General features: G+C 69.5%; 13 protein-coding genes and 2 pseudogenes. 6 read left to right on the top strand and 9 right to left on the bottom strand.

Annotated elements, in window-relative coordinates; translation table 11 throughout:
* The first annotated feature begins 278 nt into the window (after positions 1–278).
* On the top strand, positions 279–437 hold the full coding sequence (locus IDM45_RS04635) for a DUF3309 family protein (protein ID WP_209421828.1): 159 nt from the start codon (positions 279–281) through the stop codon (positions 435–437).
* A gap of 89 nt (positions 438–526) precedes the next feature.
* On the opposite strand, the pseudogene IDM45_RS04630 reads toward IDM45_RS04635, so the two are convergent.
* From IDM45_RS04630 to IDM45_RS04620, 3 genes and pseudogenes are all read right to left on the bottom strand, one after another.
* Positions 527–3,231: pseudogene (locus IDM45_RS04630) on the bottom strand (bifunctional acetate--CoA ligase family protein/GNAT family N-acetyltransferase).
* Positions 3,232–3,338: 107 nt separating this feature from the next.
* A complete protein-coding gene (locus IDM45_RS04625) occupies positions 3,339–4,691 on the bottom strand; it encodes a 3-deoxy-D-manno-octulosonic acid transferase (RefSeq protein WP_209421827.1) in 1,353 nt (450 codons plus the stop codon).
* Between the two features lie 99 nt (positions 4,692–4,790).
* Positions 4,791–6,178: pseudogene (locus tag IDM45_RS04620) on the bottom strand (phosphomannomutase/phosphoglucomutase).
* 232 nt (positions 6,179–6,410) lie between these two features.
* Here IDM45_RS04620 and IDM45_RS04615 point away from each other — a divergent pair.
* Both IDM45_RS04615 and IDM45_RS04610 read left to right on the top strand, forming a co-directional pair.
* Positions 6,411–7,334: a DMT family transporter gene (locus IDM45_RS04615; RefSeq protein WP_209421826.1), complete on the top strand. Its 924-nt coding sequence runs from the start codon at positions 6,411–6,413 to the stop codon at positions 7,332–7,334.
* Positions 7,331–11,191 carry a sensor domain-containing protein gene (locus tag IDM45_RS04610; RefSeq protein ID WP_209421825.1) on the top strand — a complete coding sequence of 1,287 codons (3,861 nt, stop codon included), beginning with the start codon at positions 7,331–7,333 and terminating at the stop codon, positions 11,189–11,191. Before IDM45_RS04615 ends, IDM45_RS04610 begins: the two co-directional genes overlap by 4 nt.
* Positions 11,192–11,324: 133 nt before the next feature.
* On the opposite strand, the gene IDM45_RS04605 is transcribed toward IDM45_RS04610, so the two are convergent.
* The 3 genes from IDM45_RS04605 to IDM45_RS04595 form a co-directional block, all read right to left on the bottom strand.
* Positions 11,325–13,229: a propionate--CoA ligase gene (locus tag IDM45_RS04605; RefSeq protein WP_209421824.1), complete on the bottom strand. Its 1,905-nt coding sequence runs from the start codon at positions 13,227–13,229 to the stop codon at positions 11,325–11,327.
* A 264-nt stretch (positions 13,230–13,493) separates the two neighbouring features.
* Complete coding sequence (locus tag IDM45_RS04600) at positions 13,494–14,108, bottom strand: isochorismatase family protein (RefSeq protein ID WP_209421823.1); 615 nt, start codon at positions 14,106–14,108, stop codon at positions 13,494–13,496.
* 78 nt (positions 14,109–14,186) lie between these two features.
* On the bottom strand, positions 14,187–15,332 hold the full coding sequence (locus tag IDM45_RS04595; protein WP_408631642.1) for a PQQ-dependent sugar dehydrogenase: 1,146 nt from the start codon (positions 15,330–15,332) through the stop codon (positions 14,187–14,189).
* A gap of 205 nt (positions 15,333–15,537) precedes the next feature.
* Between IDM45_RS04595 and IDM45_RS04590 the strand changes: the two genes are divergently transcribed.
* Complete coding sequence (locus IDM45_RS04590; protein ID WP_209421822.1) at positions 15,538–16,119, top strand: C40 family peptidase; 582 nt, start codon at positions 15,538–15,540, stop codon at positions 16,117–16,119.
* On the opposite strand, the gene IDM45_RS04585 is transcribed toward IDM45_RS04590, so the two are convergent.
* Together IDM45_RS04585 and phaR are read right to left on the bottom strand one after the other, a co-directional pair.
* Entirely contained in the window at positions 16,084–17,709 is a 1,626-nt protein-coding gene (locus tag IDM45_RS04585; protein WP_209421821.1) for a methyl-accepting chemotaxis protein, read from the bottom strand. The two genes, IDM45_RS04590 and IDM45_RS04585, sit on opposite strands and share 36 nt — an antisense overlap.
* Before the next feature lie 102 nt (positions 17,710–17,811).
* Entirely contained in the window at positions 17,812–18,366 is a 555-nt protein-coding gene (gene phaR, locus IDM45_RS04580; RefSeq protein WP_209421820.1) for a polyhydroxyalkanoate synthesis repressor PhaR, read from the bottom strand.
* Positions 18,367–18,596: 230 nt separating this feature from the next.
* Between phaR and crcB the strand changes: the two genes are divergently transcribed.
* Positions 18,597–18,980 (top strand): fluoride efflux transporter CrcB, encoded by a 384-nt coding sequence (gene crcB, locus IDM45_RS04575; protein ID WP_209421819.1) that lies wholly within the window; start codon positions 18,597–18,599, stop codon positions 18,978–18,980.
* Positions 18,981–19,089: 109 nt separating this feature from the next.
* Entirely contained in the window at positions 19,090–19,968 is an 879-nt protein-coding gene (locus IDM45_RS04570; protein WP_209421818.1) for an LOG family protein, read from the top strand.
* A 75-nt stretch (positions 19,969–20,043) separates the two neighbouring features.
* Here the strand turns inward: IDM45_RS04570 and IDM45_RS04565 are convergent, their stop codons facing one another.
* On the bottom strand, positions 20,044–20,676 hold the full coding sequence (locus IDM45_RS04565) for a hypothetical protein (RefSeq protein ID WP_209421817.1): 633 nt from the start codon (positions 20,674–20,676) through the stop codon (positions 20,044–20,046).

Raw genomic sequence — 20,676 nt, 5'->3', positions numbered from 1 at the left:
GGCTTTCTGGCTCATGCGGGGCGCTCCTGGTGGGACTGGGCAGAAGGCTGCAACGCTAAAAGCCCGGCCCTCGCCCGCATGTAGGAAGGTGCGCCATCGCACCGCCCAGGTCGGCCAGGCGGCGGCCAGGCAGGCGTTCGGCCAGCGCCGGCTGCCCTCCCCGGCTGACCCGGCCTTGCGCCAGCGGACTACCCCGCCTGCGCTGCCTCCGTCAGAACAATGCACCCACCTGCGGCCTTGCGCCCGGCAATGGCTGCTCAACGAAAGGAAACCGCACCATGTCGCTCTCCCTCCTCCTGCTCATCGTCCTGATCCTGATCCTGATCGGCGTGCTGCCGACCTGGGGCTACAGCCGCTCCTGGGGCTACGGCCCGGGTGGCGGCGTCGGCCTGGTGGTGCTCATCCTGCTGGTGCTGTTGCTCATGGGGCGGATCTGATGGAGGTTGGGCGCTGAGCGTTGAGCGTTTGGCGTGAACAGCCACAAAGCGCGCAACGCACAACGCTCGGCCCCCCCCGAAAACGCCCCTCACAGCTGATGCACGACCAAGCGGAACTCGGGGTCTTCCGGGAAGGAGCGGATCTCGAAGTTCAGCCGGCGCATCAGCTTGAGCATGTTGGGGTTGTTGGCCAGCACCAGGCCCTGGATCTCCGCCAGGCCCCGGTCGCGCGCCACGTCCATGATGCTCAGCATCAGGCGCGCGCCCAGGCCTTGGCCGGCAAAGTCGTCGGCCACCAGCAGGGCGAATTCGCAACTGGTCTGATCAGGGTTGGTGACGTAGCGCGACACGCCGACGATGCGCTGCTTGTAGCTGACCTCGCCATCATCGCCCACGACGCGCTCGCGCCGTTCGGCCACCAGCGCCATCTCGCGGTCGTAGTCGATCAGCGTGAAGCGCGCCAGCATGGACGGCGGCAGCTCGGCCAGTTGCGAGACGAAGCGGAAGTAGCGGCTCTCGGGCGAGAGTTCGCGCACCAGCCGCTGCACCATCTGCGCGTCATCCGGGCGGATCGGGCGCACCAGGTATTCGCCGCCGCCGCGCAGCGGCCAGACCTGCTCGTAGCGCGCCGGATACGGCAGGATGGACAGGTGGGCGTACTGCCCGTGCCCCTGCCCGTCGCTGCGGGTGTTGGCCTGGGCGCTTTCGCCGACCACGATGCGCGCATCCACGGCCACGGCGCCCAGCTCATCGACGATCAGCGGGTTGATGTCCATCTCGCGCAGTTGCGGCAGCGCGCAGACCATCTCGGACACGCGCAGCAACGTCTGCTCCAGTGAATCGCGATCAACGGCAGCCGCGCCGCGCCAGTCGCCCAGCGTCTCGGCCACGCGCGAGCGGTCAATCAGCCGCCGCGCCAGGAACTGGTTGAGCGGCGGCAGCTCCATGGCGCGATCCTTGATCAGCTCGATCATGGTGCCGCCAGCGCCGAAGGTGATGACCGGGCCGAACGGGTCGTCCGTGACCAGGCCGATGTTGATCTCGCGCCCACGCCGCGCGCGCGCCATGTTCTGCACCGTCACGCCGTTGACCCGGGCGTCAGGCTTGAGGCGCGCCACGCGCTGCACCATGTCGTTGAAGGCATCGCGCGCCGCAGCGCCGCTGTGGACGTTGAGCACCACGCCGCCGACATCGGACTTGTGCGCGATGTCGGGCGAGTCGATCTTCAGCGCCACCGGAAAGCCCAGCTGCGTGGCGATCATCATGGCCTCGTGCCCGCTCCTGGCCAGCACCGTGCGCGTGACCGGGATGTGGAAGGCCGCCAGCAGCGTCTTGGACTCCATCTCGGTCAGCGCGGTGCGCCGCTCGGCCAGCACCGACTCGATGACCAGCCGCGCGCCCTCGATGTCGGGCTTGACCAGGGTGGACAGCGGCGGCGGCGTCTGCTGCAGCAGTTGCTGGTTCTGATAGAACTTGGCGATGTTGCCGAAGGCGCCCACGGCCGCCTCGGGCGTGCGAAATTGCGGGATCTGCGCGTCGCGCAGCGCCTGGCGCGCCGCCACCACGGACAGATCGCCCATCCAGCTGGCCAGCAGCGGCTTGGGCGCCAGGCGCTTGGCCTCGGCCACGGCGTTGGCAATCGCCGTGCCGTCTATGCCCTCCTTGGGCGAGAACATGGCCAGCACGCCATCGATGCCCCGGTCGCGAAAGGCCGCGTCCAGCGCGGCGCGGTAGTGCTCCGGGCCGGCCTCCTCGGACAGGTCGATCAGATCGACCAGCGAAGCCAACGGCGGCAGCCCGGGCGCCAGCTTCTCCACCGACTCGGGCGACAGCCGGCCCAGCTCCAGGCCGATCTCGCAGGCCCAGTCGGCCGCCAGCACACCGGGGCCGCCGCCGTTGGTGATGACGCCCAGGCGCCGGCCCACCGGGCGGTAGCGCGAGGCCAGGCACTTGGCAGCGGAAAACAGCTCGACGAAGGAGCGCACGCGCACTGCGCCGGCGCGGCGCAGCGCGGCATCGAACACATCGTCGCTGCCGACGATGGCGGCGCTGTGCGTCTGCGCGGCCACGTTGCCCGCCGGCTTGCGCCCGGCCTTGAGCACCACCACCGGCTTGGCGTGGGAGGCCGAGCGCAGCGCGCTGACGAAGCGCCGGGCGCTCTGGATGCCCTCCATATAGACGACGATGCTTTGCGTGCGCGGGTCATGCGCCAGAAAGTCCAGCGCCTCGCTCAGGCCCAAGTCGGTGTGCGGGCCCAGCGACACCACGCTGGAGAAACCCACGCCGTTGTTGTGCGCCCAGTCCAGGATGGAGGCGGTGAGCGCGCCCGACTGGCAGATCAGCGCCAGCGAGCCATCGCGCGCCAGCGGCCCGGCGGCGCTGGCGTTCAGGTGCAGCGAGGGGCGCTGTATGCCCAGCGAGTTCGGCCCCAGCAGGTGCATACCCTCGCGCCGGGCGATCTTGTGCAGCCGCCGGGCCAGCTCGGCATCGACGCCGCTGGAGATGATCAGCGCGCAGCGGCAGTTCACGCGACCGGCCAGCTCCAGGCCGGCGGCCAGCTCCTCGGGGGCAGCGCCAGCACGGCCAGATCGGCGCGCGTCTGCGCCAGGTCGGCCAGCGTGCCGCTGGTGTGGATGTCGAAGAAGGTGAGCGTGCCGCTGTAGGTGTGCGCACGCAGTGCCTCGTGCAGCAGCCGCCCCTGGGGCGCGAGCATGTCGGCATGGTCGCGGCTGCCCGCCAGCACGATGATCGAGCTGGGCGCAAACAGTGGCGTGAGGTAGTGTTTGTCCATCATGGCGGTCGAAATCTCTCTGGAAGTGGGCCAGCGCGGGCTGCGCAAGGAATATGCCGCTCGATTGTGGCCCAGGGGAGAGACGATTGACCGCTTTCAGCGCCACCGCGCTACCGGGCGTGCAGCACATCGGCAATGGCCTGCGCCGTGGCCCGGGCGGCGCCCCGGTGGGCGGCGGCAAAGGCCAGGCTGTCGGCGCAGCGCCGCTGCTGCAGCGCAGCATCGGCCACCAGGGCGCACGCTGCCTGGACACCCGCAGCCATGTCCGGCACGCGCTGCGCGGCCCCGGCGGCCAGCGCCAACTCGGCGGCCTGGGCGAAATTGAAGGTGTGCGGCCCCATGACGACCGGGCAGCCGCTGGCCGCCAGCTCGATCAGGTTCTGCCCGCCCAGCGGGGCAAAGCTGCCGCCCAGCAGCGCCGCGTGCGCCATGCCGGCGTACAACGCCATCTCGCCCAGGCTGTCGCCCAGCCAGACATCGGCAGGCGCGGGATCGCCCGTCCACTGGCTGCGCCGCGCCACGCGCAGGCCGGCGGCCCGGCACAGCTGCTCCACTTCGTCGAAACGCTGCGGATGGCGCGGCACCAGCAGCCATTGGACGGGCGGCAGAGCTGTTTGACCCCTTTTTGCGACTTCGTTTTTAATAGCTGTCAGCGCTTGCCCAGCAAGGGTTTGAGCCTGATTTGACTGCAAAACCTGCAGCCACAGGGCTTCCTCGCCCTCGCGCGTGCTGGCCAGCAGGATCACGGGCCGGCCAGCCCGCGCACGCCAAGAGCGGCCCTGGGCGTGCTGTGCGGCGCTCGGCTGCACGTCGAATTTCAGATTGCCCAGCACTGCGGCCACCGGCGCACCGACATCGGCCAGGCGCGCGGCATCGGCCTCGGTCTGCGCCCAGACGGCGCGCAGGCCAGCATAGGCCGGGCGCGCCAGCCAGGACAGGCGGCGCGCGCCGGCGTAGGACTTGGCGTTCAGCCGCGCATTGGCCAGCACCAGCGGCACGCCGGCGGCGCGGCAGGCGGCAGCCAGATTCGGCCAGACCTCGGTTTCCATCAGCACGCCTATGGCCGGACGCAGTTGCCGCACGAAGCGGCGCGTCGCGCCTGCCGTATCCCAGGGCAGCCAGACCTGCAGGTCACCCGGCTGCAGCAGCGCCTGCCCGGCAGCGCGGCCCGTGGCCGTGCCGTGCGTGAGCAGCAGCCGCATGGCGGGCAGTTGCTGGCGCAGCTCGGCCAGCAGCAGCGCGGCGGCCCGCGTCTCGCCCAGCGAGACGGCGTGCAGCCAGACCAGCGGCCCGGCCTGGGCCGCCGCCGCCGTGCAGACTGCGGTCTCGTAGTGGCCAAAGCGCTCGTCCACCTGGAGGGCATAGCCCGGCTCGCGGCGCGCACGCCGGCGCAGCTTGGCGCGCAGCAAAGGGCTGGCCAGCCAGATCAGCAGGCCGTAGAGCTTCAGCGCCAGGAACTGCATGGTCTTTAAGTAAGGGATGCGGCACAGGGCGTGTTCCCCGCCTTGGTGTGCGTTGTGCGTTGTGCGCCAAACGCCGGGCGCACCACGCACACCCTCCCTTCAATGCGCCGCGCCGCCGATCTGCGCGCCGGGCTTGACGCGCTCGAGCAGCGCGCGCATCTCGCCCTCGATGCGCGCCAGGGCCTCGCTCGTCTGGCCCTCGAAGCGCAGCACCAGCACCGGCGTGGTGTTGCTGGCGCGGATCAGGCCGAAGCCGTCGGGCCAGTCCACGCGCAGGCCGTCGATGGTGCTGATGCGCGCCGGCTCGGCAAAGGCGCCGGCGGCCAGCGCCTGCAGCTCGGCGGTCAGGCGGTGCGGCTCGCCCTCCTCGCATTGCACGTTCAGCTCGGGCGTGCTGAAGCTGGTCGGCAGGGCGTCGAGCACGGCGCTGGCGTCTTCGTGGCGGCTGAGGATTTCCAGCAGCCGGCAGCCGGCGTAGGTGCCATCGTCGAAGCCGTACCAGCGCTCCTTGAAGAAGATGTGCCCGCTCATCTCGCCGCCCAGGGGGAGTTCAGCTCCTTCATGCGCGCCTTGATCAACGAGTGGCCGGTCTTGAACATGACCGGCTCGCCGCCGGCCTCGGCAATGGCGGGTGCCAGGCGCTGGGTGCATTTGACATCGAACACGATGGGCGCGCCCGGCACGCGCGACAGCACGTCGCGGGCGAACAGCATCATCTGCCGGTCGGGAAAGATGTTGTTGCCGCCCCGCGTGACGATGCCCAGCCGGTCGCCGTCGCCATCGAAGGCCAGGCCCAGCTCGGCGCCGCTCTCGCCCAGGGCGCGGATCACGTCGCGCAGGTTCTCGGGCTTGCTCGGGTCGGGATGGTGGTTGGGAAAGTCGCCGTCCACCTCGGAAAACAGCTCGACCACTTCACAGCCCAGCGCGCGGAAGATGCCCGGCGCCGAGGCCCCGGCAATGCCGTTGCCGCTGTCCACGACGATCTTCATGGGCCGCGCGAGTTTGACGTCGCCCACGATGCGCGCGCTGTAGTCCGCCAGCACGTCGGCCCGGCGCACGCCGCCGCCGTCCTTGGGCTGCCAGTCCTGCTGCTCGATGGCGCGGCGCAGCTGCTGGATGTCCTCGCCGTGGATGGCGCGGCCGGCCAGCACCATCTTGAAGCCGTTGTAGTCCTTGGGGTTGTGGCTGCCCGTGACCTGGATGCCGCTGTTGCACAGCGTGCTGGCGGCAAAGTACAGCATGGGCGTGGTCACCGCGCCCACGTCGATGACCTGCAGGCCCACGTCCACCAGGCCCTGGATCAGTGCGGCGGCCAGCGCCGGGCCGGACAGGCGCCCGTCGCGGCCTACGGCCACCGTGCGCTCGCCCTGGCGCAGCGCCGCCATGCCGAAGGCCCGGCCCAGGGCGCGCGCCACGTCCTCGTCCAGCGTGGCCGGCACGATGCCGCGGATGTCGTAGGCCTTGAAGATGGCGGGGGATGGCTGCATGTCGCGCTCCTGATCCTGTGAAACTGTCCTTGACCAGCAAAAACAGGCAAAAAACGGCCAGACCCCGCACCAGTCAAGCGCGAGGCGCTATCAAAAAACTGCCTGCATCCAGCCCGCTCGGGATGCTGGACAAAGCTAAGCATTGTAGGAGGCGCATTGCCACAATCTCATGGAGGGCGCAGACGTTTTCGTTTGTAATGCAGGCCTGCCGCCTGTGCGGGAACTGCCCTCCATGTCCGCTTCTGCCTCTCCCATTGCCACCCCTGCCGCCCCGGCCCGCGAGCCACCCTGGCTTGGCGAATTCATCCTGCTGTCCAGCCTGTGGGGCGCCTCGTTCCTGTTCATGCGCCTGGGCGCCGTGGAGTTCGGCCCGCTGCCCACAGCCGGCCTGCGCGTGGCGCTGGCGGCGCTGCTGCTCACGCCGCTGCTGCTGCGCAGCGGCCATTGGCCGGCCTTGCGGCGCCACTGGAAGCCGGCGCTGCTGTCCGGCCTGGTCAACTCGGCCATTCCGTTTGCACTGTTCGCCTGGGCCGTGCTGCACCTGCCCACCGGGCTGACTTCCATCCTGAATGCCGCCGTGCCGCTGTTCGGCGCCCTGGTGGCGCTGCTGTGGCTGGGCGAGCGCATCGCCGGCCTGCGCTGGCTGGGCCTGCTGCTGGGCTTTGCCGGCATCGCCTTGTTGGCCTGGCGCACGCCCGGCGCGCTGGCCAGCAGTGGCAGCACCCCCGGCTGGGCCGTGGCAGCCTGCCTGGCGGCCTCGACCTGCTACGCCGTGGGCGCCAGCTTCGTGCAGCGCTACCTGCAGGGCGTGCCGCCACTGGCCTGCGCCACCGGCAGCCAGATCGGCGCCGCCGTGGCGCTGGCCCTGCCCACCCTGTGGGCCTGGCCGCAGCACACGCCCAGTGCAAGCGCCTGGGCGGCGGTGGCGGCGATTGCGCTGCTGTGCACCGGCATCGCCTACTTGCTGTACTTTCGCCTCATCGCCCGCGCCGGCCCCAGCCGCGCCCTGGCCGTGACCTTTCTGGCGCCGGTGTTTGCCGTCTGCTATGGCGCGCTGTTCCTGGGCGAGCAGGTCACGCCGTGGATGGTCGGCTGCGGCGCCATCATCATCTGCGGCACCATGCTGTCCACCGGCTTGCTGGGCCGGCGCCGATGAACAGCACCCTGACCCTGGCCAGCGCGCTGTATGTGCTGATCATCGGCCTGGTGGCCTTGCTGCCCCAGGCGCAACTGGCGCAGCCTGCAGGCCGCACGCGCCTGCTGCTGGGCGCGCTGTGCGGCGCAGCCTCGCTGGTGCTGGCCGCCGATCCGCAGACGGTGGCGCTGGGCATTGGCCCGATCAACCCCTCGCTGGTGGCCTCGGCAGCCTTCCTGTGGGGCTTCGGGGGCGGCGCGGCGGCGGTGTTGATGGCCCTGGCCGGCCTGGCTCTCGTGCCCGGGGTCGATTGGCCGCTGGCCAGCCTGCTGGCTGCTGCCAGCGCCCTGTTGGGCGCGCTGGGCTGGCTGGCGCTGCACCGCATCAGCCGCGTGCCTGTGTGGCTGGGCGTACTGGCCCTGGCGACACTCTTGCCGCTGCTGCTGGCCGGGACGGCTGCGCTTTGGGACAGCGCCCCGCCCTCCCTGGAAAGCAGTGGCAGCCAGGCGCTGGGGGTTGTGGTGCTGTGCGGCGGCGTGGCGCTGCTGCGCAGCCGCGCGCGCTCGCTGCTGGCGCTGCACCGGCGCGAGGACGACCTGGTCAGCGCCCTGCGCGCCACCGGCGGTGGACGCTGGGAGTGGGACGTGCGCGGGCAGCAGCTTGGCTACGCTGGCCGGCTGTACCGGCGCTTTGGCCTGCGCGACACCCCCGATGACGGCAGCAGCGCCCTGGCACGCCTGAGCCTGGGCAGCCGGGCGGGCCGGCGCTGGAGCCGCGAGCACCACCACCCCGAGGACAGGCGCCGCCTGCGTGCCTATCTGCGCAGCGTCCTGGCCGGCCACGAGGCCACGGTACAGGCCGAGTTCCGGATGCTCGACGACCTGGGGCGCTGGCGCTGGATGCTCACACGCGGCCACATCACCCAGCGCGATGCCCGGGGCCGGGTGCTGCGCCTGGCCGGCATGGTGCTGGACATCACCGAGCAGCGCGAGCTGCGCGAGGCCCTGCGCGCCTCCGAGGTCAAGTACTCCATCATCTACCGCACCCTGCCCGACGCCGCTGGCGTCACGCTGCTGGCCGATGGCCGGTATCTGGATGTCAACCCGGCCTTCGAGCGCCTGGTCGGCCTGCCGCGCGCGCAGATCGTGGGCCGCACCTCGCTGGAGCTGGGCGTGTGGGCCGTGCCTTCCGAGCGCCAGCGCGTGCTCGATGCCCTGCAGCGCCAGGGCGAGGCGCGCGGCCTGCCGGTCACGGTGCGCAGCGGCGCCGACAGCGTCAAGGGCCTGATGTCGGCGCGCAGCGAGCACATCGATGGCCAGCATTGCATGGTCTTCGTGTTCCACGACCAGAGCCAGGAGCTGCGCGTGCGCGAGGAGCTGCTGGCCAGCAACAGTCTGCTGCGCCAGGCCGGGCGCATGGCGCGCCTGGGCGCCTGGGAGGATGCGCACGACCTCGACACGCTCTATTGGTCCGAGGCGTGCTACGACCTCCACGGCTTGCCGCCCAGCGCACCCCTGCCGCGCAACTATGTCCAGGCATTCGTGCTGCCCGAGTGGCAGGAAACCATACGCCAGCACATGCGCGAGTGCGTGCGCGAGGCCCGGCCCTGGCACCAGGAGATGCAGATCCGGCGCGCCGATGGCGTCCACCTGTGGGTGCGCGCGCACGCCGAGCCGGTGCTCGAAGACGGGCGCGTGGTGCGCGTGCGCGGCGTCATCCAGGACATCGACGACGTGCGCCGCGCCACCGACCAGCTGCGCGCCTCCGAGGAGCGCATGGCCAAGCTGTTTCACCTGCTGCCCTCGCCGCTGGGCTTCAGCCGGCGCAGCGACGGCCTGTTCCTGGATGTCAACCCGGCCTGGGAGCGGCTCACCGGCCATGCGCGCGAGCAGGCCATCGGCCAGACCTCCACCGGCCTGGGCATTCTCACGGCTGCGGAGCGGCAAACGCTGCTGCGCGCACTGGACGAGAGCGGCGGCGAGCTGCGCGCCCATGAGCTGGACATCACCACCGCCGCTGGCCAGCAGCGCACGGTGCTGCAGTCGGTCTCCCCGCTGGAGCTGCGCGGCGAGGGCTGCTGGCTGTTCACGCTACTGGACATCACCGAGCGCCAGCGCGCCGAGCAGCACGTGCGCGAGCGCGAGGAGCTGCTGTCGCTGACCATCTCGGCGGCATCGCTGGGCCTGTGGGACTGGGATCTGGCCAGCGGCACCATCACTGGCGATGCACGCTGGCGCGAGTTGCTGGGGCTGGCGCCAGCGCCTGCGCCCCGCGCCGAACCCTGGACGCAAGTGCTGGCGCACACCGACCCGGCGGCCATCGCGGCGGAGCTGTCGCGCCACCTGTCCGAGCCATGGCTGCCCTTCGATGTCACCAGCCAGGCGCCGAATGCCCCGCAGGGCCAGCCCGTGCGCTGGGTGCGCAGCCTGGGCAAGGTGGTCGCCTGGAGCGCCATGGGCGAGCCCCGGCGCATGGTCGGCATGACCATGGACGTGACCAGCCAGCGCACCCAGGCGCAGCAGCTCGAACGCATGGCGCACTACGACGCGCTGACCGGCCTGCCCAACCGCGTGCTGCTGGAGCGGCGCCTGCGCGAGGGAATGCGCCAGACCACTGCGCGCCAGGATCGGCTGGGCGTGGGCTACCTGGATCTGGACGGCTTCAAGCCGGTCAACGACCGCCTGGGCCACGCCGTAGGCGACCGGCTGCTGATGCAGGTGGCCGAGCGGCTGCAGCGTGCGCTGCGCAGCGGCGACACCGTGGCGCGCCTGGGCGGCGACGAATTCGTCATCCTGCTGCCCGGCCTGGCCAATGCCCAGGAGTGCGAGCTGCGCCTGCGCGCCGTCATGGCCAGCGTCGCCGCGCCCTACCCGCTGGGCAGGGAGCGCGCCGTGGTCACAGCCAGCATCGGCTACACCCTGTACCCCGACGATGGCGCCGATGCCGACACCCTGCTGCGCCACGCCGACCAGGCCATGTATGTGGCCAAGCAGTCCGGGCGCAACCGCTACCACGCCTTCGATGCAGCGCACGAGCGCGCCCAGCAGGAGCGGCGTGCGCAGTGCGAACGGCTCAAGCAGGCGCTGGAGTGTGCCGAGCTGGCGCTGTACCTGCAGCCCAAGGTGGACATGCGCCAGGGCGTCGTGGTCGGCGCCGAGGCGCTGGTGCGCTGGGAGCATCCGCAGCGCGGCGTGCTGGCGCCGGGGCATTTTTTGCCGCTGCTGGACGGACACTCGGAGCTACAGGCGCTGTTTGGCGAGTGGGTGGTGGACACGGCGCTGGAGCTGATCGGCACGCTGATGCATCAGGGCCTGCATCTGCCGGTGAGCATCAACATCACGCCCGAGCACCTGCAGCGCGAGGGCTTTGCCCACTGGCTGCTGTCGCGCCTGGCGCAGCACCCGCAGATACCGGCGCGGCTGCTGGAGCTGGAGCTGACCGAGAGCGCGGCGCTGTACGACATCGAGCACGCGGCGCGCGAGCTGACGGCGCTGCGCGAGCGCGGCGTGGGCGTGTCGTTCGACGACTTCGGCACCGGCTACTCGTCGCTGACCTATCTGCGCCGCCTGCCCATGAGCCATCTCAAGCTGGATCGCAGCTTCGTTGCCGGGATGCTCGACGATGCCGGCGACCGGGCCATCGTGCGCGGCGTGATCGGCCTGGGGCGCTCGTTTGGCTGCGAGACCATTGCCGAAGGGGTGGAGACCGTCGAGCAGGGCAGTGCGCTGCTGCACATGGGCTGCACGCTGGCGCAGGGCTACTGCATCGCCCGGCCCATGCCGGCGCATGACTTCCCGGCCTGGGTGCGGCAATGGCAGGTGCCCCAGCAATGGCGCGGCAGCCAGCAGCAGGAGCTGGCGGCCACGGATTGGGATTGACCGGGCTGCCGCGCTATATTTTTTATAGATGAAAAAGGCCGGAAACCCTTGCCCAGCAAGCGCTGTCAGCTATCAAAAATGATGATGAAGATGATGGCGCAGCCTGCTGCCGGCTGCGCCATCAGCCCCGCCATCAGCCCATCAGGGACTTGATCTGCTGCAGCGCTGCCGGGTCTTCCATGGTCGTCAGGTCGCCCGGGTCGCGCCGCTCGGCCACGGCCTGCAGGGCGCGGCGCAGCACCTTGCCGCTGCGTGTCTTGGGCAGCGTGGCGACGAACAGCACGCGCGCCGGACGCGCCACGGCGCCGAGCTGGGCATCGACCTGCTTCATGACCTCGCCCTCCAGGCGCAGGCGATCCGCATCAGCGGCCACGCTGGCGGCGTCGCGTGGCACGGCAAAGGCCAGCGCCACCTGGCCCTTGAGGCTGTCGGCGATGCCCACCACCGCCACCTCGGCCACGGCCGGGTGGCCGGCGATGCACTCCTCGATCTCGCGTGTGCCCAGGCGGTGGCCGGCGACGTTGATCACGTCGTCGGTGCGCCCCAGGATGAAGTAATAACCATCGGCGTCGCGGATGCCCCAGTCGAAGGTGCTGTAGATCAGCCGGCCCGGGATGCTCTTCCAGTAGGTATTGACGAAGCGCTCGTCGTCGCGCCAGACGGTCTGCAGGCAGCCCGGGGGCAGCGGCCCTTCGATGGCCACCACGCCCTTTTGGTTGGGCTCGGTCAGCTCGGCGCCGGTGGTCTCGTCGATCAGCCGGATGTCGTAGCCATAGACCGCCTTGCCCGGGCTGCCGAAGCGCGAGGGCTGCTGCTCGACGCCGTTGCACAGCGTCAGGATGGGCCAGCCGGTCTCGGTCTGCCAGTAGTTGTCGATGATGGGGATGTTCAGGGCGCCGCTGATCCAGCTGGCCGTGGGCTCGTCCAGCGGCTCGCCGGCCAGCCACAGCGCCTGCAGGCTGGAGATGTCGTACTTGCGCAGGTACTCGGGGTCGTGCTTTTTCAGCACCCGCACCGCCGTGGGCGCGGAGAACATGTGCGTGACCTTGTACTTTTCCACGATGCTCCACCAGATGCCGGCGTCCGGGCGGATCGGCAGGCCCTCGTACATGACGCTGGCCATGCCGGCCAGCAGCGGCGCGTAGATGATGTAGCTGTGGCCCACCACCCAGCCGATGTCGCTGGTGCAAAAGTAGGTGTCGCCCGCCTTGGCATGGAAGATGTGCTTCATGCTGGAGGCCAGCGCCACGGCGTAGCCGCCGGTGTCGCGCTGCACGCCCTTGGGCTTGCCGGTGGTGCCGCTGGTGTAGAGGATGTAGCTCGGGTGCGTGGCCTCGACCCAGGTGCAGGGCACCTCGGCATCCAGGTGCTGCTGGCGCAGCGCCGCCCAGTCGTGGTCGCGCCCGTCCTGCATGGCGGCCTCGGCCAGGCCTCGGTTGACCATCAGCACGGCGGCGGGCTGGTGCGGCGACAGGGCGATGGCCTCGTCCAGCAGCGGCTTGTAGGAAACGACCTTGCCGCCGCGCGAGCCGGCATCGGCGCTGACGATGACCTTGGGCGCGGCATCCTCGATGCGGCTGGCCAGCGACGACGAGGCAAAGCCGCCGAAGACCACCGAGTGGATGGCGCCGATGCGCGTGCAGGCCAGCATGGCAAAGGCCGCCTCGGCAATCATGGGCATGTAGATCAGCACCCGGTCGCCCTGCCCCACGCCCAGCGACTGCAGCACCGCAGCCATGCGCTGCACCTCGCGGTGCAGCTCGGCGTAGCTGTAGGTGCGCTCGCTGCCGGTTTCGGTGGAAATGGCGATCAAGGCTGCCTGCTCGCCGCGCTGCGCCACGTGCCGGTCGATGGCGTTGTGGCACAGGTTGGTCGTGCCGCCGACGAACCAGCGAGCAAAGGGCGGGTTGCTGTAGTCGCAGATCTGCGCTGGCCGGCTTTGCCAGTCGATCAGCTCGGCCTGCTCGGCCCAGAAGGCGTCGCGCTCATGGATGGAGCGGTGGTGGAAGGCGGCGAAATCGGTGTCTGCGGTAGCCATGGTAAGTCCCCTTGGATCGATGATCGGCGGCACGGTTGGCACGGCAGCAGATCATTCAAAATTCATAATTATTCACGCCGCCCTTGCAGCAATCTGACGATTGAACTGCCTGCTCAAGCAACGGTTGCAACACTTGAAAACTCCCTTTTTGATAGCTGCCTGCGCTTGCCAGTCAAGGCTTTGGGGCGAAAATCATGCAAATCATTGGTGCCCTGGATGGCGCTGAATGGCGCGGCATGGATGCTGGTGCCAGGCGGCCTGTGCTCATTTGATGAGCGCCAGCATGTCCCGGAACGCCGGGTGCTCGCACGAGCGCAGCCACTCGAAGGCCACCATCTCGGTGGTCACCAGTTCGGCGCCGGCGCCGGCCAGGCGGTCGAAGGCGGCGTCGCGGTTGCGCTCGGTGCGCGAGGCGCAGGCATCGGTGACCACCCAGACCTCGAACTCGTCCTCCAGCAGCTCCAGCGCCGTCTGCAGCAGGCAGACATGGGTTTCGCAGCCGGCAATGACGATGCTCGGGCGCTCGTCGTGCGGCGGTTGCTCGCGTTTTTGCAGGTGCTTGGGCAGGCTGCGCGCGTTGCCGCCTTGCGGGCGCGCGGGGGGAGCGGGTGGCCGCAGCCAGTCGGCCAGGCCATCGGCCACGGCGCTGAAGTGCATCTTGCCCAGGGTGCGCTGGCACAGGGCGCGCAGCTCGGCGTCGTTGGGGCCGAGCCGGGTGGGGTTTTGCTCCGTGCCCCACACGGGTACCTGCACCAGGTGGGCCACCTGCGCCAGGCGCCTGGCCTGGGCCAGCGCGGCGCTGCCGTCCAGCAGGGCCGGCATCAGGCGCTCCTGATAGTCCACGAGCACGAGTTGGGATTGCGAGGCGTCAAGCAGCATGGGCGTCTTTCTGGAAGTGAAAAGAAAGCGTGCAAGTCTGGCACGTTTGCCGCTCCTGGAACCGGTGCAGTAGCGGCTTCAGGGCGACTTCAGGCGCAGCAGCTGCCCATGCGGGCTGTCGGTCAGTAGGTACAGCCAGCCATCGGGGCCCTGGCGCACGTCGCGGATGCGCGCGCCCAGCTTGTCCAGCAAATATTCGTCGCGCACCACGCGCCCGTCCTCGATCTGCAGGCGGTGCAGCCGCTGCGCCTTGAGGGCGCCGACGAACAGGCTGCCGCGCCAGGCCGGCCCGTAGCGGTCGCTGCTCAGGAAGGCCATGCCCGATGGCGCGATGGAGGGCGCCCAGTAATGCAGGGGCTGCTCCATGCCATCCTGGTGCGTGCCCTTGCCGATGGCGCCGCCGCCGTATTCCTCGCCATAGGTGATGACCGGCCAGCCGTAGTTGCGCCCGGCCTCGGGGCGGTTGATCTCGTCGCCGCCCTGCGGGCCGTGCTCGTGCAGCCACAGCCGGCCATCCGGCCCCCAGGTGGCGCCCTGCGGGTTGCGGTGGCCCCAGCTCCAGATTTCCGGCAGGGCGCCGGCGCGGCCTGCCAGCGGGTTGCCGGGCGCCGCACCGCCGCCCGGCGCGATGCGCACCACCTTGCCCAGATGGTTGTCCAGGCGCTGGGCGGCGTCCCGGCGGCTGAAGCGCTCGCCCAGCGTCAGGAACAGATTGCCGTCCGGCGCCTGCACGATGCGGCAGCCAAAGTGCAGCTTGCTGGCCACCTTGGGCTGCTGGCGAAAGAGCACCTGCACGTCCTGCAGTTCGCCGCCCGGCAGTGCCAGCCGGGCGCTGGCCAGGGCCGTGCCGTTGCCCGGGCCGCGCTCGGCAGGCTCGGAGTAGCAGAAATGGATGCGCTGGTTGCGTGCGAAATCCCGATCCGTGATGACATCCAGCAGACCGCCCTGCCCGGCGACATCGACCCGGGGCAGGCCGTGCAGCAGCGGCTGCAGGCTGCCGTCGGCATCGATGATGCGCAGGCGCCCCGGGCGCTCGGTGACCAAAAAACGCCCCTGCGGCAAGAAGGCCACGGCCCAGGGATGTTCGAGGCCGGTGGCAACGACCTGCACCTGCCCCGGCTGCGCCGCCGCTACCGGCGCCGGCGCCGGGTTGGCCTGCAGTGCCGGCGCACTGCCGACCAGCAAGGCCAGGGTCAGGGGTCGGGCGGATGAAAAAGACAGCAAGGCAGCCTCCTGAGCAAAAAAACGTCCGCTTGCGCTGCCCGGGTTGGCTGGACGCCAAGCCTTTGCGCAGCAACTCACAGGCCAGGATGTCGGATTTCACCTCTCCCGGCGTCAGTCCAAGCCGCCATCTGGCGCCAGACGGCGCTACCCCTTGCAACAACTGCGACGGCCGGGTTGCAGCTGGCCCATGCTACCCTCGCGCCCCATGTCTCGCTGGTTGTGCCTGTTGTTACTTGCCTGCGCCAATTCTTACGCCTCCCCGGCTGTCGAGGAATGGCCCGCCACTCCCGTTTCACGCACCGAGCGCCTGCCGCTGCTGAGCCAGTTGCGCGATGCACAGCATGTCGTGGCCGACCGCACGGGCGATCTGATCTCCACTGCCATGGGCTTTCTCGGCGTGCCCTACCGGCGCGGAGGCAGCAGCGCCGAAATCGGTTTCGACTGCAGCGGCTTCGTGCGCGCAGCCTTCCACCAGGCCCAGGGCCTGCTGCTGCCGCGCCGCGCCAGCGAGCAGGCTGCCGCCACCGAAGTCATCGACAGGAAAGACCTGCAGCCGGGCGATCTGGTCTTCTTCAACACCATGCGCCGCGCCTTCAGCCATGTCGGCATCTACCTGGGCGAGGGCAAGTTCATCCACGCCCCGCGCGCTGGCGCCCAGGTGCGCGTCGAGGACATGCACGCCAGCTACTGGCAGCGCCGCTTCAACGGCGCCCGCCGGGTGGCCGACGCCCAGGCCGGCGCAGCCACGCTGTCAGCTGCCAGCGCGCAGTTGCAGGACGGGCGCTGAGCCGGTTGCGGCCCCCGGCAGTGCCGCGCGGCGGCCTGACTCGTCAGCTCCAACGTTGAACACGGCAACGGCCTGCGCCAGCCGCTGGGCCTGCTCGTTCATGGCGGCAGCGGCGGCGCTGGCCTGCTCCACCAGCGCCGCGTTCTGCTGCGTCATCTGATCGAGGTTGCTCACCGCCTGGTTGACCTGGCCGATGCCGTCGCGCTGCTCGGCGCTGCCGGCCGAGATCTCGCCCATCAGATCGCTGACCTGGCGCACGCTGTGCATGATGGCCTGCATACTCTGGCCGGCTTGCTGCACCTGGCTGCTGCCCGCCTGCACACCTTCGACGCTGCTGGAGATGAGCGCCTTGATCTCCCGCGCCGCCTCGGCGGAGCGCCCGGCCAGCACCCGCACCTCGCTGGCCACCACGGCAAAGCCCCGGCCCTGCTCGCCGGCGCGTGCGGCTTCGACGGCCGCATTGAGCGCCAGGATATTGGTCTGGAAGGCAATCGAGTCGATCACGCCGATGATGTCGCCGATCCTGTGGCTGGAGCGCGAGATGCCCTCCATGCTGGCGATGACCTGCCCGACCACCGTCTCGCCCTGCTGCGCCGCCTGCAGCGCACTGCCGACGAGCTGATTGGCCTGGCGGGCGGTGTCGGCGCTTTGCGTCACGGTGGCCGTGAGCTGCTCCATGCTGGCGGCAGTTTCCTCCAGGTTGGCCGCCGTCTGCTCGGTACGCGCCGACAGGTCGTGGTTGCCCATGGAGATTTCGCCGGCAGCGGCAGAGACGGTCTGCACGCCCGAGCGCACCTGCCCGACCAGCTGGCGCAGGCTGGCCCCCATGGCCGACAGGGAGCGCAGCAGCTGGCCCAGCTCATCGCGGCGCTCGTCATGCGCCTGGTGCGTGAGGTCGCCGCCGGCGATGGTATCGGCCAGCTCGACCGCGCGCTGCAGTGGTGCGGTGATGCTCCTGACCATGAGCCAGGCCAGGGCCAGGCCAACCAGCAGCAGGAACACCGTCACCGCCGCGCCCAGGGCGTAGCTGGCCCGGCGCGAAGCCGCCGCATCGGCAAGGGCCTCGTCCCGGCGCTCCTGCTGCATCCGGATATAGGTGTCCAGCGCCGCCACGTATTTGTCCATGGCCGGGGCGAATGTCTGCTGCGCGGTCTGCTGCAGGGCCGCCATGTCGCCGTCGGCGCGCTGCTTTTGCAGCACTGCGGCCACCTTGAGCACTTCGGCGCGCTCGGCGGCGATGCGTTCGAGCTGCGCCCGGTTGTCCGGCCAGAAGGCCTGCGCCTCGACCTCTTTTTGCAGTTCGCCCACCGCTGCGGACATTTTCTGCGCCTGGGCCAGCTGCCGTGCGCTCAGCTCCTGATCGCTGGCCTGCATGGCCACCAGCAGGCTTTCCACGGATGAGTGCGTCAGCGCCTTCCAGCGCAGGGCCGAGAAGATGCGCTCGTTGCCAAAGCCGACCAGCTGCTCGGACTGGCGCACGACACCCTCCGTGCGCGCCATCAGGGCTGCGCCCAGCACGACCAGGCTGAACATCAGCCCCATTACCAGCGTCCAGAGCTTGGCTCTGACGGAAAGGTTGTGGAACTTCATGCGTGCCTCCGGTCATCCGCCCCAGGCCTGCTTGGAGCGCAGCATGGATTAAGCCAGACAACGGCGGCTCAGTGGCCAGGGTTTTGCCAGCTGCAGGCGCGCTCAGCGCTTCTTGAGTCCGAACGCTTCCAGCATCTGGTCGGTCTGGCGCTGCATCTGCTCGCCCATCTGGGCAAAGGCGTTTTGCGACTGCTCGGCGTAGCTGCCCATCCAGGTCTTCATCAGTGGCGAGTTGATCTGCATGAACTGTGCCCACTTCTCGGGCGACAGGCCCTGCGCCTGCTCGGCCAGGCGCGCCTGGAACTCGGTGAACATCTGCACGTTCTTTTCCAGGTAGGCGCCCATGTAGCCCTGCATGGCGTGGCCGTAGAAGCGGATGATGTTGGCCAGCGCCGCCTCGCTGAACATGGGCGCTCCGCCGGCCTCCTCGTCCAGGATGATCTGCAGCAGGATGCTGCGCGTGAGGTCGTCGCCCGTCTTGGCATCGCGCACCGCGACGGCCTCGCCGTCGATCACCAGTTGCTTGACCTCGGCCAGGGTGATGTAGGTCGAGGTCTTGGTGTCGTACAGACGACGGTTGGGGTATTTCTTGATGACGCGCTCGTCGGCGGCGGCATCGCCGGGCTGGTCATGGCTCTGGTCGGGGGTATCGGACACCTGGTATTCCTCGCTGTGGCCCGGCAGTCTGCGCAGCCGGGTATGTGTGGTGCATGTATTGCAGTGCAGCAGATTCTAGGCAGGCACGCCCGGACACCCCTGACGAAGTACGCAGGAATACCCTGAAATGCACTCCCCAGAGTGCGTTCGCACCCTGGGAAGGCGTGCATCGTGCGTTGTGTGCCAGACGCACGGCCGCCCCCCGGACGGCTTTGCTACATTCGCGCCCCATGCTGCAAGCTCTCGCCATCTGCGTCGGTGCCTGCGCCGGCGCACTGGCGCGCTGGCGACTGGCGCTGTGGCTCAATGCGCCCGGCGCCCTGCTGCCCTGGGGCACGCTGGCGGCCAACGTGGCGGGCGGCTACCTGATCGGCCTGGCGCTGGCCGTGCTGCAGGCGCTGCCCGGGCTCGACCCGCTGTGGCGCCTGCTGGCCGTGACCGGCTTTCTGGGCGCGTTGACCACGTTTTCCACCTTCTCCGCCGAAGTGCTGGGCCTGCTGCTGCAGGGCCGCGCCGCCTTGGCGCTGGGAGTCACGCTGGCGCATGTGCTCGGTTCGCTGGCTGCTGCCTGGCTGGGCCTGCACAGCGGCACCTGGCTGATGCGCGGTGCCTGAGCCGGCCCGCGCCAGAGTGCTGCGATCTTTTTTACTATCTTTTCAATAGCTATCAGCGCTTGCCCCACAAGGGTTTGAGGCTAAAAAGACTAAAATTTTGTATTTTCCGATGGACGCCAACACCAAACTGCAAGACAGCCGCCTGGCCAACGCCTGGGCCGAACTGCACAACTACGCCGTGGCCGGCAACCCCCTGGAGGCCGACGCCTACCGCCTAGCCTTCACCGACCCGGAGTTCCTGCTGCGCCGCGAGACGCGCGGCATCCGCTTCCAGCTCGAACTGCTCAAGCCCGACCTGGGCCAGAGCGCGCAAGGCATCGAGAGCACCATCGTGGTCTATGGCAGCGCGCGCTTTCTGGCACCCGAGGACGCCCAGCGCCTGCACGAAGACGCGCTGGACAGCGGCGACGACGCACGCATCGCCCTGACCGAGCGCGCCCTGAAGAACTCCGCCTACTACGACGCTGCACGCCGCTTTGCCGCCCTGGTGGCCGAGTACAGCGAGCGCCGCCCGCTGCCCGAGCGGCTGTACATCTGCACCGGCGGCGGCCCCGGCATCATGGAGGCGGCCAACCGCGGCGCCCACGAGGCCGGGGCGCCCAACGTGGGGCTGAACATCACGTTGCCGCACGAGCAAAGCGGCAACCGCTACATCACGCCCTCGCTGTCGTACAAGTTCCACTACTTCGCCATGCGCAAGATGCACTTCATGATGCGTGCCAAGGCGCTGGTGGTCTTTCCGGGCGGCTTCGGCACCATGGACGAGCTGTTCGAGGTGCTGACCCTGGTGCAGACCACCAAGGCCAAGCCCGTGCCCATCGTGCTGTTCGGCAGCGCCTTCTGGCGTGCGCTCATCAATTTCGACGTGATGCTGGAGCACGGCACCATCTCGCCGGCCGACCTGGAGCTGTTTCGCATCACCGACGACCCGCAGGAGGCCTGGGACATCATCCAGGAGTTCTACCGGCTGACGCCCGTGGCCGCCTGACGGCGCCAGCCCCGCCCCTGCCTTTTGGCCCTTAGAGCGTGTTTACGATCCCGCGCGGGGATCGTAAACACGCTCTTATTGGTACACGTAGGTGGCCGTGTAGGGAATGTTCATGGCGGGAAGGCCCGGGTATGGCGCCTGGATGCCCAGCTCCATCGATACCTGGCCGCGCGTGCCGTCGAATGCACAGCTTTTCAGGGTCAGCGTGCCTACGGCGCCGCCCGACTGCTGGGTGATGGTGTTGCGCAGCTCCTGCATCCGCGCGTCGTCGCAGAACTCGGCCTGGTTGGCCGGCTTGGGGATGTCCACGATACGGGAGACCTCGCCCATGTCCTGGCCGCCGACATTGAGGTACAGCACCAGGGTATGGCTGCCTTGCACGGGCGAATCGATCTCGATCGGCCCCAGGCTGAGCAGCTGGATGGCCGAGCCGGTCAGGCTGACACCAGTGAACCGCGCGCCGTCCAGGATCAGCTCCGGGATGCGCAAGACGTTGCTCTGGCTGAGAAATTCGATCTGGCTGCCGACCGCTGGATCACCTACCTGTATCTGGCCGAAATCCAGGAACGTCAGCACTACATCGCTGGCGCGCAGGCTGTTGTCTATGCGCACCTGCGGCAGCGTCAGCTGCAGGTTGCTCGTGCTGAAGACTGCGGTTGCCGCCGGCGTGGCTGCAGCCGGCAGGCCGGCCACCGCTGCCCAGGCCAT

The organism is Melaminivora jejuensis, assembly GCF_017811175.1.
Classification (GTDB): Bacteria; Pseudomonadota; Gammaproteobacteria; order Burkholderiales; family Burkholderiaceae_C; genus Melaminivora; species Melaminivora jejuensis.
Note: the sequence above shows the minus strand (reverse complement) of the source record. Positions and strands in the feature narration are given on the sequence as shown.